The organism is Kamptonema sp. UHCC 0994 (assembly GCF_029167235.1).
Taxonomy (GTDB): Bacteria; Cyanobacteriota; Cyanobacteriia; order Cyanobacteriales; family Microcoleaceae; genus Kamptonema.
Map to the genome: position 1 here is coordinate 1 of NZ_JARFTR010000052.1, position 15,483 is coordinate 15,483.

The 15,483-nt window shown below is 39.6% G+C and carries 7 protein-coding genes; 6 read left to right on the forward strand and 1 reads right to left on the reverse strand.

Annotated elements, in window-relative coordinates; translation table 11 throughout:
- Window positions 1-323: 323 nt before the first annotated feature.
- On the reverse strand, window positions 324-950 hold the full coding sequence (locus PY364_RS05405) for a glycosyltransferase family A protein (protein WP_275521152.1): 627 nt from the start codon (window positions 948-950) through the stop codon (window positions 324-326).
- 280 nt (window positions 951-1,230) lie between these two features.
- Here PY364_RS05405 and PY364_RS05410 point away from each other — a divergent pair, with 280 nt between their 5' ends.
- The 6 genes from PY364_RS05410 (at window position 1,231) to PY364_RS05435 (ending at window position 15,389) form a co-directional block, all read left to right on the forward strand.
- Complete coding sequence (locus tag PY364_RS05410) at window positions 1,231-3,495, forward strand: PAS domain-containing protein (protein WP_275521154.1); 2,265 nt, start codon at window positions 1,231-1,233, stop codon at window positions 3,493-3,495.
- A gap of 179 nt (window positions 3,496-3,674) precedes the next feature.
- The gene (locus tag PY364_RS05415; protein WP_275521156.1) at window positions 3,675-5,000 is read left to right on the forward strand and encodes a DUF1822 family protein; all 1,326 of its coding nucleotides are present in this window, start codon (window positions 3,675-3,677) and stop codon (window positions 4,998-5,000) included.
- Between the two features lie 12 nt (window positions 5,001-5,012).
- Window positions 5,013-7,568 carry a CHASE2 domain-containing protein gene (locus tag PY364_RS05420; protein ID WP_275521158.1) on the forward strand — a complete coding sequence of 852 codons (2,556 nt, stop codon included), beginning with the start codon at window positions 5,013-5,015 and terminating at the stop codon, window positions 7,566-7,568.
- Window positions 7,565-8,263, forward strand: a complete 699-nt coding sequence (locus tag PY364_RS05425; protein WP_275521160.1) for a hypothetical protein — start codon at window positions 7,565-7,567, stop codon at window positions 8,261-8,263. The genes PY364_RS05420 and PY364_RS05425 overlap by 4 nt, the downstream gene beginning before the upstream one ends.
- Before the next feature lie 57 nt (window positions 8,264-8,320).
- Window positions 8,321-9,757, forward strand: a complete 1,437-nt coding sequence (locus PY364_RS05430) for a hypothetical protein (protein WP_275521162.1) — start codon at window positions 8,321-8,323, stop codon at window positions 9,755-9,757.
- A gap of 196 nt (window positions 9,758-9,953) precedes the next feature.
- Window positions 9,954-15,389, forward strand: a complete 5,436-nt coding sequence (locus PY364_RS05435; protein WP_275521195.1) for an ATP-binding sensor histidine kinase — start codon at window positions 9,954-9,956, stop codon at window positions 15,387-15,389.
- The last annotated feature ends 94 nt before the right edge of the window (window positions 15,390-15,483 follow it).

The following is a 15,483-nucleotide window of genomic DNA, read 5'->3' on the forward strand; positions in this document are numbered from 1 at the left end:
GATTGATGATTGTTTTCTTTCTGACACCAACCCTAAAAGTTTATGTGTTTCTAAATCTACTAATACCACGATAAATTTTCCTTGTCCTTTAACTAAACTAATTTCATCTATTCCCAATCGGCGCAATAACTAAATGTCTTTTGTTTTGATGAAGACGATGACTATTTTGACGACATCGTGGACAAATTGCTGTTTTCTTTCTGACTCTAACCGATAAAATAATCGTCGATTCTGTCTCCAAACTATTCTCTACTATTACACCGGGCAAATTTAGTAGTTGTGTCATTAATCTTTTCATGGTTTAACTTGAATACTCGATGTTTTTAATATTTTAGCATACTAAGTACGGAAGAACCGTAACTTTTTGGTAATGTAAAGTTATTTGAAGTGAAAAAGTTTGGTTTTTCAGGATTATTATAATAACTATAAAGATAGTTAATTAATTCTTGACTAGCTGTAGAATAAATATTGTTTGGTAAAGCATTTATGGTTTTGCCACCTATTAAACAATTTGGTTTTTCTTTGATCCTAATTTCTAAATTTTTCAGTAAATTAGTGTCTGCTATACAATCATCATCAGTAAATACTAAAAATTTTCCTTTTGCGATTTCTGCTCCTGTATTTCTTGCTTTCGCTGGTCCTGAATTTTTTTGTCTTATTAGTGATATATTTAGCCATTTTTTAAATTTAGTTATATTTACTGGTATTTTGCTGCCGTCGTCTATTATTATTACTTCAAAATAATTTTGTGGATATTCAATTTTAATTAATGCTTTAAGACAATTAGATAATTCATTGTGACGGTTGTAGGTTGGAATAATTATAGAAAATACAATTTCCATTTTTAATTTAGATTTTTGATTGTTTTTTTGAGGTAGGGCGGCCGGCATCGCAACTAATACGTCTCCGGTGCCGGCCGCCTTTACAGTTTTAGCCAGCGCCGCAGGCAAATACTAGGTGTTTTAGGCAACCGGGTGAGTAATACCCGGTAGACTTTATAAAAAAAATGGTTGGAACTCTTTATTTATAAGCACTTTCGCTATTTTCACTATTATTGATGAGTTACAAAACTTAATATCTGGTGCAAGTTGCTTACATGATCGTTTTGTTTGTGATTATTGCTCCTTGAGATTACTGGGGATTCTTATTACTCAAGAATGAGATCAAAAATACAAAAAATGTTTAAGATAGATTGCAATAATATGAAAATCGTTACCGATCGGGGTTATAATGATGAGCTTGATTACTACGATTGTAGAACAGCCTTTTGATAGTAGCTATTTTAATATCAAGGCATTCTTAAATAATCTTGGAAAAAGTTTGCTAAGTAAGATTTTTTTAAGCTCTGATGGTAGTAAAGGCGAGTGTCCCTCCTACCAACAGACTAACTTAGAAATTCCACCCTCAGTTACAGAATTGTCCGACCTTAAATCTGCTTTAGATCAAACTGCTATCTGGGTAACACTAGATGCTAAAGGACTTATTAATGATGTCAACGACAAATTTTGTCAAATTTCACAATATTCTAGGCAAGAACTGATTGGTAAAGATCCACGCCTGCTGAACTCTGGCAATCATTCTGAAGCATTCTTTAACAGTATTTGGTCAACCATTTCCAGAGGTAAAGTGTGGCAAGGAGAGATTAATAACAGAGCGAAAGATAGAAGCTATTTCTGGCTTGACGTTAGAATTGTACCTTTTTTTGATAAACAGGGAAAACCGTTTCAATATTTAGCTATCGCCTTTGACATAACCAGCATAAAATTAGCTAATTCATCGCTACAGCAGAACGAAGAACGATTAAGGTTAGCCTTGGAAGCTGCCAACACTGGAATCTGGGATTGGAATATTCTAACTAATCAACTGATTTGGTATCATAACACTGAACAGCTATTAGGTTTATCTTTAGGTACTTTTCAAGGAAGCTGCGAAGCCTTTCTCGAATACGTTTACCAAGAAGACCGGGAATTTGCCCGCCAAACTATAAATTTAGCTGTTCAAGAAAAGAAGACTTGCGAGTTTGACTTTCGCGTTATTTGGACTAATGGCAGCATTCATTGGATGGTTTTAAAAACTCAGTTACATAGCGATAAAAATGGCCAACCATTAAGAATGGTCGGCACAACAATGGACATTACTAAACGCAAAGCCGCAGAAATAGCTCTCTACCAGCAGACAGAAAGAGAGCGCTTAGTGAGCGCGATCGCCCAACGCCTTCACAGAGGTTTAGAACGCCAGGTAAAAGAGCGCACAGCTCAACTACAACAGGCCCTCGACTTTGAAGCAATGCTCAAGCGAATCACTGATAAAGTGCGGGATTCTCTTGATGAAAATCATATTTTACAAACCGCCGTTCAAGAACTAGGAATAGGACTAGGTGTGCGCTGCTGTAATGCCTCATTATACGACCTAGATGCTGACACTTCAACAATCTGTTATGAATGGACTAATTCTATGTTTTCCGATCGAGGTCGCGTGGCTTTGATGGCAGATTACCCAGAAATTTACCAGGTGCTTTTCCAAGCTCAATATTTACAGTTTTGTAACACTAATCCTAATCCTGTACGGGGCAAAGTTGCAATGCTAGCCTGCCCGATTTTTGACGATCGGGGAGTCATCGGCGATTTGTGGTTAATTAATGACAGAGACTACGCTTTCCGGGAATTAGAACTACGAATGGTACAGCAGGTGGCAACTCAGTGTGCGATCGCTATCCGTCAAGCCAGACTCTATGAAGCCGCGCAAGCACAAGTAAAATCTCTGGAAAAATTAAACTGGCTTAAAGATGACTTTTTGAGTACAGTTTCCCACGAATTGCGAGCTCCTGTAGCTAATATGAAAATGGCAATTCGGATGTTGGAAATCTGCATGAAGCAGGATCAACTATCACCTCAGACACGCCAAAAAGCAACTCAATATTTGGAAGTTTTGCAGCGGGAATGCGACCGAGAAATCACTTTAATTAATGATTTATTAGATTTGCAACGGCTAGAAGCAGGAAGACAGTCTTTAGTGTTAGAAACTGTTCAGATTCAGCATTGGCTACCGCAACTGGTGGCAGGTTTTAAAGAACGAGCGGAAGCTCGGCAACTTACCATAATTATTGACATTCCGCAAACACAAATTCCTCCCTTAGTTTCTGATATTTCTAGCCTGGATCGTCTGGTCAGCGAGTTGTTAAATAATGCTTGCAAGTATACGCCTCCTGGTCAGCAAATTATTGTTAGTATTCGCGCTCAACCAGGCAAAGTTAAACTAAAAATAACCAACTTTGGGACAGAGATTCCGACTGAGGAATTTTCCCGGATTTTTGACAAATTTTACAGAATTAAAAGTGCCGATCCTTGGAAGCAAGGAGGAACCGGTTTAGGGTTAGCATTGGTTAAAAGACTGGCAGAACATTTAGGAGGCACAATTCACGTAGAATCTGCGAATGTTCAAACAAGTTTTACGGTAGAATTGCCCAATCAAGGAGTGCTCAGTAAGGTGGGATAAAACGATTGTTAAATAATTTACTTATAGGTATATTGTTGTGCTTTAGCGAAGACAGTACAGCAACATACCTATACCCTTGCATACCCTCTGGACTCTCAGATATATAGATCGACAGCGCAAACCTTCATCGGTCAGAACAGCTTTTATTTCAACGCTGAATTCTGAGGAGATATTAACCCATGACCAATTACTTAACTAATTCTGAGCTTGACTTTGAAAGCTTATCAATAGAAGCGATAGCAATCGCTCCTGTCTCGATTAACAAGGCAATTCAAATCAGCCGCCAAATCAAAAATCCAGAACGGCAATGGCAGACTTATTTGACTGTTTTAGCGCTGTTTGCTTTCCGCCAGTGGGCGGAGGAACGTGCGCCAGAATTTTATATCAATCAGGAAAAATGCTCGATTTTACACCCAGAATATGCTAATATAATTGAAGCTGCTTGCAATCTAAAATTAGGTGATTTTAAAATCTGCTTACTGGCAATTGGCAGTTTCACAGATGAAAAAATATCTATCCCTAGAGCTGCAATTGATTTGCCAGAATTTACCGCTCATTTTTATGTTGTTGTAGAAATAGCCGAAGAACTTGAAGAAGCTAGGATTATTGGTTTTATTCGTTACGATCAATTAATTGAGCAATTTAGTTCGGTTAATTTGTTAGCAGAAAATGACTGGACATATCGCCTACCTTGGGCTTGGTTTAATAGTAACTCTGATGATTTACTACTATATTTACGCTATTTACAGCCAGACGCGATCGCCCTACCAGCTACTCCAGTTCGCCCCATCAATCCCCTATTAATAATGCAGGCTCAATTGTCTCCAGTATTGCCACAATTACAATCGGGTAATCGAGAAATATGGGAGCTATTAACTTGGGAAAAAATCACAGAAATAATGGTCAGTCCGCCGCTTTTAACTTGGCTATATCAAGAGTCAATACGCCCCAATCAAGAGTCTAAATTAACTCAGGGAATATTAAATGTCTGGCTGTGGTTACAAGACGAAATAGATGATTTAGCGCGAGAATTGTCTTGGGTATTGCTTCCCGCTTTCAATTCAGAAAAGTTGGGTTTGGCTGGAGCAACAGCAATGCGATCCCCTATAGAAGAACTAGAAGCTATTGTCACCCAATTAGAGCGCCGGGGTACAGCAATTTCGCCAGCCGCAAGAGGAGCGTGCAAAACCTTGAATCTAGCATCAATTCCTCTGCGGCTTTATGCCCTCAGTTGGCCGATGCTGTCAACAGAAAATATCCCAGAGTGGAAATTGCTGTTAATATTAGGAGGTTCCCCCTCTGGTACTCCCCTCCCGGAAGGTACGAAAATGCAAGTTAGCGACAATATGAGCGTACTGGTTGAACAAGCGATCGACCAGTACACTACTGAACCCTATCTTTACAGTCTAGTAGCGGGAACCTGGGACGAACAATTTACTGTCACTCTTACCCTCAGCAATGGAGCAATATTAACATTACCTCCCTTTGCTTTCCGTCCTCATTAAAAAGTGAGATCGATGACAATTTTTAGGTTGAAAATTCAGCGGTTTTCTCAAAATTGCCTGTTTGAATTGTCTTGGGGTACAGGACAACAACTGTCTGCAACGTTAAATTATCCAGAATCAATCGCGACTTTATATCAAGAGTGGCAGCGAATTTATTTAAGCTTTTACAAATTAGCTTTGAGAGGGCGTGTAGAAGCTAGCGGTAGCATTGCGCCACCCCCTATAGATTGGCACGCTAGACTGATTCAAGCTGAAGCTAGATTGCTGTCAGAATTTCATCACTGGCTGCGAAGTGCAGAGTTATTTGAAATTCGCGCAGAAATTGCTAATAGTAGATTGCCAGGAGTTAGTGAGTCAGGAATTGTTGGCAGCCAACATCTAAATGTTAATGTATTTCTCACTTGCCATCCAATTGAGATCGAGCGTTTGCCTTGGGAATCTTGGGAAATAGGGGCTGATTTTCCGACATTGGGGGAAATTCGTATTGTGCGTACTCCCGTAAATGTTCGCAGTGAAACCAATATCAATCAGCAGCATAAACGCGGAAAAAAGGTAAGAATTTTAGCAATTTTAGGAGACGATACGGGATTAAATTTTCAAGGCGATCGGGTTGCAGTTCGCTCCCTTTATCGTATCGCTGAGATTAAATTTGTAGGTTGGCAACCAGGATTAGATATTGTGGAACTCAAAGCAAATATTTGTCAAGCTTTAGCCGATGAAAGGGGTTGGGATATACTATTTTTTGCGGGACATAGCAACGAAACGGTAATGACGGGGGGAGAATTAGCGATCGCGCCCGATGCCTGCATATCAATTAGCGAAATTAAAGCCCAACTTCTCTTAGCAAAAGATCGCGGATTAAAGTTTGCCCTATTCAATTCTTGTTGCGGTTTGAGCATTGCTAATTCGTTAATTGATTTAGGATTAAGTCAAGTAGCGGTGATGCGAGAACCCATTCATAATCAGGTGGCACAGGTATTTTTAGCTCGGTTTCTCCAAGGACTTGCCCAACACAAAGACGTACAAGATTCTTTGATAGCTGCTTGTCAATATCTCCGACTGGAAAAGAGCTTAACTTATCCGTCTGCTTGCTTAGTTCCTTCCCTATTTTGTCATCCGGGAGCAGTTTTCTTTCAGATTAAACCTTACGGTTTTAGAGAGTTTATTAAGCCGCTTTTACCAACTCGTATAGAAGCGATCGCGCTTTTGGCTTTAACATTCGTCAGCTTATCACTTTCAGTACAAGATTGGCTACTAGAAAAGCGTGTTTTAGCACAAGCAATTTATCGCGATCTCACCGGTCAATTGCCGACGGTGGCGATGCCGAAGGTGCTGTTAGTCGCAATTGATGATAAGTCAATACGAGAGGCAAAAATCTCTAATCCTAAGCCAATGAATCGCAAATATCTTGCTAGTTTAATTGATAAGCTTTCGGCAAGTAGTGCTAGAGTTGTCGGGATTGATTATTTATTAGATCGTCCCCATGAGGGGAGCGATCGCATACTTTCTAAATCCATACAAACCGCCGTTCAAAAACAACCCGATCCCACTTGGTTTGTATTCGCATCTGTCCGCGACGATACCGAAGGATGGCTAAAAGTGCTGCCAGAAATTGCTAGCCCTAATTGGAGTTTTCAAGGTCATATTAATATGGTACACTGGTACATGAGATTAGTGCCAGAAGAAAATTCCAGTTCCGCAAAAATGCCCTTAGCTTATATGCTGGCTTTAGCTTATCATTTGAACATAGAATCTCGTTCACAGCCACCTCTGGCAGTAAATCAAAAATCGGCAACAGGAAGCCAAGATTTGTCTCAATTGCCTAGTCCAAAATTGGACAGCAAGACAGAACTTTTCTCGGAAGCAATCGCATATCTTAATCGGGAAAAAGGACTTAATTACAAAACATTATTCTCGCCTTCATCGCAACTGCAACCGATTACCAGTTTATCTTATGATTGGGGGCAAATGTGGTTACAGCCAATCATTGATTTTTCAATTCCACCAGAATATATCTATCAGCATATCCCCGCTTGGAAACTTCTAGAAAGTAAAGTTAATTTCCCTAACTTGCAGCATTTAAAGCAGCAAGTTGTGCTGATTGCACCTGGAGGATATAGCGAAGCGGGAGTAATTAGAGATGGAGAGGATAATTTTAAGATTCCAGCAGCAGTTAGCTACTGGTTTAATCAGCGCCGCCACAACCAGCGTCGCTATTTTACTGGTGGGGAAGCTCACGCTTATATGATACATCACTTCTTAAATAAAAGATTGGTGGTTCCTATTCCCGATCTATGGATAATGGCGCTAGCGATCTTATTAGGAAAAGGAGCTGCGATTGTCCTAGCGCGTCGTCAGCAAGCAGTTTGGTTACTATTAATAGTAACGGCTACCTACGGACTAATCAGCTTACAGTTTTATATTACTTTCGCTCTACTTTTTCCTTGGTTTTTACCTGCTGTGACACTGGCTATCTACGCGCTACCAATACTGGTAAAATTAAATCAGAAAAAATTCGTCAAAGATTTACGTTTTTCAGGGTATAGTTTGCTGAAGGATTCAAAATGAAATTTTACAAGGCATTGACCATTTGTCTGCTATTTTTTCCATTATTGTTTTGCCAACTGTTACCGCAGTTATCCATGCAAAATGCGATGGCAGAAACACAAGGAGAAAAGCTACCTTGGGATAAGTTATATGAGAAAGAACCTCCGAGAAAGGAAGAAACAGGAGGATCTCGCGGCGCTGTTGAACTCTGTACAATTTCCCCGGAATCTTTGTCAGGGGAAGAAATAAGAATTTGGAGCGATCGCCCTTTATTTATTTGGCAAGGAAATGTATCAAAAATACAGATTCGCAGACGGCGTACCGGGCAAGTATTGTGGAGTCAGAAACTCACGGCTAACAATAACAGCGTAATGTATAGTGGCCCACCTCTGCAACCAGGAGAAAGTTACGATTGGGTGCTGCTTAAAAGTAATGATGATATTGACAGTTTCCAAGTTTCATTCCAGGTAATACCAGCCGAGGAACGCGATCGCATTACCGCAGATTTAAACAAATTAGAAAAGCAATTACAGCAAGAGGGGGCTACGCCAGAAAAGATTGCTTATGCCAAAGCTAATTATTTTGCCGAGCGCCAGATGTGGCCAGATGTTTTGCAGTCTGCTTATGAAGTAAAAAATCCTTCAGAAGCTCTTACCAAATTTATTCAAAAAATCCCACAGCAGTTTTGTAAGCCTTTAGCTACAATCAGAATGTGAACTATTCACACTAATAGATATAGTGGTTTTAATCTGCCTTCTACTATACATCTGGTAATGGTAATTGCTATGGGTGCTGCTTCAAAATACTGGACACTTGTAAAAATTGATATTGCCGGAGGGTGCAAAATCGAGGTAATTGCCGAGGCAAAGGATTTTTTTGCTTCAGAATTTCTTAAAGGTACTGCACAAGGCGATGTATCTGATAATGAAATTCAGCGGCAATTGCGGGACTGGATGAAATTTCCTCCTTCCAATCAATTAGAAAAATCTGTATTTGCAGAACGCTGTTTGCTATGCTTTATTTCCCATCACATTGAGCAAGCTTGCCGACATCTTGAAACTCAATTTGGGGCGGCTCACGGCTTCACTTACCATGATTTATTGCCCTTTGTTCTCTCTGAAGATGGCCGATTTAACAAGTTTTCTAGTGAAGATTCTACCTCAAGTTCTTACAAATCAATTGCTAAGATTATTCTGGAAAGCTTCGATCCAGAACAAAGCAGTTTAAGTACCTGGACTTATAGAAGGGTTAAACATCATTCTGAATTAAATTCTTTCTTGCTAGAACGCGGTGTTTATATGGTTAGCGATTGGGCAATACTTAATGACACTCGTTCCAAACAGCTAGAGCGAATTTTGTCGGATTTTTACCAGCTAACATCCTTTGAAATCGAACAATCTTGCCAACTTTTAGAAAGTTATCATGCTGTCTACCGCGCGGCAAGACTTCAGCAACGCCAAGGAGGAGGGAGAAGGCAGTGCCAGCCACCAACACCTGAGCAATTGCAACAAATCGCGCAATTTATAGAAACTAAAACTAGCCCAAAAATGTCGTCTAAAATGGTGACAATCCGGCTACAGCAGCTAGCATCTAGATTGCGAAATTATCGAATTTTAGTGCGAGGAGGTTCGCCAAAATCTGAATCTTTAGATAGTTCAAAAAATAGCTATGCAGTCAACAATTTTCAGGACACACAAACCTTAAATAACCTGGATGCTCAAGATGAACAAGCAGAGTTTTTAACATTATATCGCCAACAACTTTTACTTTGCTTAGAGGATGCGATCGCCCAGGTGACAAACTCATGGATTAAGCAATTTCAGCGTCAAAATCCTCAGAAAATTCAACAATTTCTAACTGCCCTCCAGCTATTTCATTGTCAAGGAAGAACTATGGGAGAAATTGCTGCTGCTGTGGGATTGCAAGCTCAGTATCAAGTGACTCGTTTGCTTAAACTCAAATCTTTTCGTGCTGATGTTAGACATCAGTTACTAAGTATGCTGTATGGTCGTATTTTAGAAGCAGTACAATCTTACATTCCTCCAGAACAGCTTCAGAAACAAGACAAACAAATTGAAGAGGCTCTAGACGAACAAATTAATATAATGATTCAGGAAGCAGAAACAGAAGCAAGTATGGCAAAAAGCCATCCTGCAAGTAGTATTTTTTCCCAAAAACTTTGCAGCCATCTCGACAAAATGATATTATGAGTATTGTCTGCGATCGCAACAGATGCAACGGGCATTGTTCTGGGAAAATATAGCGTCCTTAGCAATCAACCTGCATTGAAACCGATTAAAAACGCAAGATAGGGCGGAGCGCCCGGAACCCAGCTCATCTATATAACCTTGAGTAATAATGAGCAATAGCAACGAGAAATCAAACTCAATCAGGGAGAACCCCACTATGATCGCGATTCCCGGCGTTGCAGTTATAGCTTTAATCTACGAAAGTAGTAAATCCCTAGTCTATCGAGGCCGCATCGAACAGGATAATCAACCAGTTATTCTCAAACTTATAAAAGAAGAATATCCCGCACCAGAAGAACTTGCGAGATATAGACTTGAATATGAAATTATTCAGAATCTAAACCTAGATAGCGTTGTCAAAGCCTACGGCTTGCAACCTTTTAGGAACAGTCTAGTAATGATATTAGAAGACTTTGGCGGTGAATCCTTAAGGATCTTCATGGCTTCCCAAAAACTTACATTTTTTGGATTCCTAAGTATTGCTATCAAAATTGCCGAAAGTTTGGGAGAAATTCATGCAAAAAATGTTATTCATAAAGATATTAATCCCTCCAATATTGTCCTTAATCCCACCACTGGACAGCTCAAAATCATAGACTTTAGCATTGCCACAGCATTGACCCGCGAAAATACCCAGATTAAGAATCCTAATACCTTAGAAGGTACTTTAGCTTATATGTCGCCCGAACAAACGGGCAGAATGAATCGAACAATAGATTATCGCACTGACTTTTATTCCCTCGGCGCAACATTTTACGAATTGCTAACAGGCAAACTGCCTTTTGACACTACTGATGCGATGGAATTAGTTCACTGTCACATCGCCAAACAGCCATTATCGCCCTGCGAAATTAAACCGGAAATTCCGCAAGCTATTGCCAATATTGTAATGAAATTACTCGCCAAAACTGCTGAGGAAAGGTATCAAAGTGCGTGGGGAATTAAAGCTGATTTAGAATCCTGTCTTTTTCAATTACAAACATCTGGATATATTGCGGAATTTCCTCTCGGTAGCCAAGACATTTCCGACAAATTTCAAATTCCCAAAAAGCTCTATGGCAGAGAAAAAGAAATAGAAATGTTGCTAGCAGCCTTTGAGCGCGTCAACACCCCTCTACCTGGAATCGGAGGAGGCGAAATGATGCTAATTGCTGGCTATTCTGGCATTGGCAAATCAGCCTTAGTTAAGCTTCTAGAAAAACCAATTACTAACAGAAATGGTTATTTCATCTGGGGAAAATTTGACCAGTACAAGCGAACTACTCCCTACTCAGCCGTAGTCAATGCTTTCTCAGAATTAGTACGACAATTGCTGACAGAAAGTGAAACGCAGCTAACAGTATGGCGCGAAAAAATCCGCAATGCCTTCGGCCCAAACGGACAAATTATTATCGATGTCATCCCCGAAATAGAATTGATTGTTGGCCAACAATCTCCCGTAGCTGAATTAGGGCCAACTGAATCGCAAAATCGCTTTAACCTAGTCTTTCAAAACTTCATCCGGGTATTTTGTCAGCAGGAACATCCTCTAGTAATTTTTCTAGATGATTTGCAGTGGGCTGACTCTGCTACCCTCAAGCTAATAGAATTAATTCTCTCAGATGAAGAGACAAAATATCTATTTGTAATTGGTGCTTATCGCGATAACGAAGTCAGTCCCACACATCCTTTAATAATGACCCTGGACAATCTGCGAAACCAGGAAGCAATTATCAATCAAATTGTTTTAGCACCTTTAGAGGTTGATCACGTTATTAACTTGATTGCCGAGACTTTACACAGCGATAAAGAATCAGTAAAACCCATAGCAGAATTGGTAATTAGTAAAACTGATGGCAACCCATTCTTTGTCAATCAATTCTTGAAAACTCTCTATCAAGAAAACCTCTTAACTTTTTCTCCCCCACAGTCTGACAGTAAAGGCGAGTGGCAGTGGAACATTTCTCAGATTGAGCAGTGCGCCATCACTGATAATGTGGTGGAATTGATGATCCAAAAATTGAAGAAGCTGCCAGAATCAACGCAGCAAATTTTACGCCTTGTGGCTTGCTTGGGCAATCAATTTGATTTAAACACCCTCTGTCTTATCCACGAAAAAGAAGCCTCGGAAACTTTTCAAGCTCTTTTACCAGCTATTCAAGAAGGATTAATTCTCCCAACTTCCGAGTTAGAGGCTAAGTCCGTAGAATTGACTAATTACCCCTTACTAATTCTTAATTATAAATTTTTGCACGACCGCGTGCAACAGGCGGCTTATACCCTGATTGAGGACTCGCAAAAAAAAGCAGTTCACCTCAGAATTGGTCGCCAAATCCTAGCAAATACTCCGAAGGAATATCGAGCAGAAAGAATTTTTGAATTGGTCGATCATCTTAATGTTGGTAGGTCACTAATTCTAGATGAGGAAGAACAGATGGAATTAGCAATATTAAACTTAGAAGCAGCGCGAAAAGCGAAAGAGGCAACTGCTTACTTTGCTGCTAGGGAATATTTGACTGCCAGCATGGACGGCTTAACTGAAGATATTTGGAATGTAGACTATGACTTAGCTGTGGCTTTGCATAAAGAACGGGCTGAAGTTGAGTATTTAAACGGCAATTTTGAGCAATCAGAAGAATTTATCAACCTAACTCTGAAGAAGACAAGATCGGATTTAGAAAAGGCAGAAATTTATAATCTTCTTCTCGTACAGTATGCTTTGCGTGGGAAAAATGAAGAAGCAGTCAGAGCCGGGAAAAATGCTATTACCTTATTAGGAATTGACTTGCCCGAAGATGGTTTAGATGCGGCAATTGGAGCCGAATTTGCAGAAGCAAAAGCCAGTCAAGGTAATAAAGAAGTCGCGGTGTTAATAGATGAACCTGAAATGACGCTACCGGAGAAAAAAGTCGCCTTAAAATTATTCAATAATTTGTTACCATCGGCTTACTTTATTAATCCTGCTTTGTGGACTTTTAGTATCCTCAAGTCAGTTAATCTTTCTCTCAAATACGGTCATGCTCCTGAATCATCTTTCTCTTATGCTAATTATGGCATTCTCCTCAATGCAGTATTTGGAGAGTATAAATCAGCCTACGAGTTTGGTTTAATGGCGCTGAAACTGACTGATAAATTTGGAACTTTGGAACTTAAAGGTAAAGTTTCTACTGTATTTGCTAATGCTTTAAGTTACTGGTTTCAACATATAAAAGAGACTATCCCTATTAATAATGAAGGGTATAAAGCCGCTTTGAACTCTGGAGATTTACAGTACGCAGGTTACATTCTCAATTACAAAGCAATTTACTCATTTTTTCAAGGTAAAAATATTGGCACACTGCTTAGAGAAGTGCCTAGCTATTTGCAATTTTCCCAGAAGACTAAAAATCAGATGGTTACTGATACATTGAAGGGATTGCAATTAATTCTGAGTAACTTGAGTAAGCTGACTTCAGAAAAAAACGATTTTAGCAGCGAAGAAATCAGCGAATTAGAGTATGTCGAAAGCTGTCAGGAACATCAAAACTTTTTCACGTTGTGCTTCTATCATATTTTTAAAGCTCAGGTTTTTTATTTCTACGGTAATCTAACTGAAGCACTCAAATGGGCTGCTTCTGCGGAAAAAGAACTACATTTTATTACAGGGGTTTTTCCAGTTACAGAATATAATTTTTATGCGTCGTTAATATTCGCCGCTCTTTACTCAGAAGTTTCAGAAGATGAGCAAAAGGAATATTGGGCGAAGTTAGAATCTAATCAAAAGCAGATGAAAACTTGGGCTGAAAATAGTCCAGATAATTTCCTGCACAAATATCTTTTAGTTGCAGCAGAAATTGCCCGCATTTCTGGTCAAGAATCAGAGGCAATTGATTTGTACGATTGCGCCATATCTTCAGCCAAGAAAAATGAGTTTATTCAACATGAGGCTTTAGCCAATGAACTAGCAGCAAATTTCTGGTTTAATAAAGATAAACCGAAGTATGCTAACATCCACTTGCGAGAAGCTTACTCCGCCTATAAACGCTGGGGTGCTACTCGGAAAGTGGAGGATTTAGAGGAAAGATATGCTTATTTACGAGACCTATTACCTGCAAATCAAACTTTTACAAAATCGTTAAATTCTACTGTTCATACCTCTACTGGTAGCGATGCACGGGCGCTGGACTTAGCTACAGTTATGAAAGCATCTTTAGCAATTTCCAGTGAGATTTTCCTAGATAAATTGCTAGCTTCATTGATGAAAATTTCAATTGAAAATGCTGGAGCACAATCTGGATTTCTCATCTTGCTAAGCGAAGGAAAATTGCTGATTTCTGCTCAAGCATCTGTAACGGGAGGTTTAGCAAAAAAATCGGGAACAACACCACCTACAGAAGATGTTATTGTGCAGCAATCAACTCCAATTGAGGAATCTCAGGATTTACCTATTAGTGTGATTAATTATGTGGAAAGGACTCGTTCTGATGTGGTATTAAGTAATGCTGCTGCTGAGGGAAGATTTGCCGCAGATCCGTATATTGTCAAACAGCAACTCAAGTCTTTATTGTGTACGCCGATTATCAATCAAGGCAAACTCATAGGCATTCTGTATTTAGAAAATAATTTAACTAGTGGGGTATTTACTCCTGACAGATTGGAAGTTTTAAGGCTGCTTTCTTCCCAAGTTGCTATTTCCCTAGAAAATGCTTTGCTTTACGCTTCAGTGGAGCAAAAAGTGCAAGAACGCACGCAGGAATTAAACGAAAAAAATGGCAGTTTAGAGCAAACTTTAGTTGAACTAAAAGTCACTCAAGCCCAACTTATTCAAACTGAAAAGATGTCTAGCTTGGGGCAAATGGTGGCGGGTGTAGCTCATGAAATTAATAACCCTGTCAGTTTTATCTACGGTAATTTAACTCCAGCTAGTGAATACGTCCAAGACTTGCTACATATCATTCACCTTTACCAGCAACACTATCCTACACCTGCACCTGAAATTCAATCTGAAATAGATAAAATAGAACTGGAATTTCTAGTAGAAGATTTGGAAAAACTTCTGGATTCGATGAAGGTAGGGGCAGAACGTATCCGCGATATTGTCCTGAGTTTGCGGAATTTTTCGCGCCTTGATGAAGCAGAAATGAAGCCAGTAGATATTCATTCTGGCATCGATAGTACGGTTATGCTTTTGCAGCCACGCCTGAGAAAAGAAGGGGGGAAATTAGGAATTGATATTATTAAAGAGTATGTTCCACTGCCGCAAATTACCTGTTATGCTTCTCAGTTAAATCAGGTGTTTATGAATATTCTTACCAATGCGATTGATGCTTTGGAATCTGTTAGAAGCAATAGCGAAGATGCTGACAAAAAACCCACTATTACAATTCGCACAGAGTTAACAGGTGGAAATGCGATCGTTAGAATTGCTGATAACGGCCCCGGTATGACTCCTGACGTGGCTCACAAGATTTTTGACCCTTTCTTTACAACGAAGCCTGTGGGGTCTGGTACTGGTTTGGGTCTGTCTATTTCCCACTCTATTGTTGTTAAATCTCATGGTGGAAATTTGACTTGTATTTCAGCACCTTCTGAGGGTAGTGAGTTTATTATTGAAATTCCGCTTGCACCTCATTAGCTAGTTTTGCAATCTCTATTGACTGGGCGGTTGAAACCGCGTCTATACAGACAAAACCCGCCTACGCGGGTTTAAATTCTAGAGTCTGATACCA

What these genes read in the sequence shown, in the direction of transcription:
- PY364_RS05425 (WP_275521160.1), top strand. Translation starts at nt 7,565, where the DNA reads ATGAAATTTTACAAGGCATTGACCATTTGTCTGCTATTTTTTCCATTA.
- PY364_RS05435 (WP_275521195.1), top strand. Translation starts at nt 9,954, where the DNA reads ATGATCGCGATTCCCGGCGTTGCAGTTATAGCTTTAATCTACGAAAGT.
- PY364_RS05420 (WP_275521158.1), top strand. Translation starts at nt 5,013, where the DNA reads ATGACAATTTTTAGGTTGAAAATTCAGCGGTTTTCTCAAAATTGCCTG.
- PY364_RS05430 (WP_275521162.1), top strand. Translation starts at nt 8,321, where the DNA reads ATGGTAATTGCTATGGGTGCTGCTTCAAAATACTGGACACTTGTAAAA.
- PY364_RS05410 (WP_275521154.1), top strand. Translation starts at nt 1,231, where the DNA reads ATGATGAGCTTGATTACTACGATTGTAGAACAGCCTTTTGATAGTAGC.
- PY364_RS05415 (WP_275521156.1), top strand. Translation starts at nt 3,675, where the DNA reads ATGACCAATTACTTAACTAATTCTGAGCTTGACTTTGAAAGCTTATCA.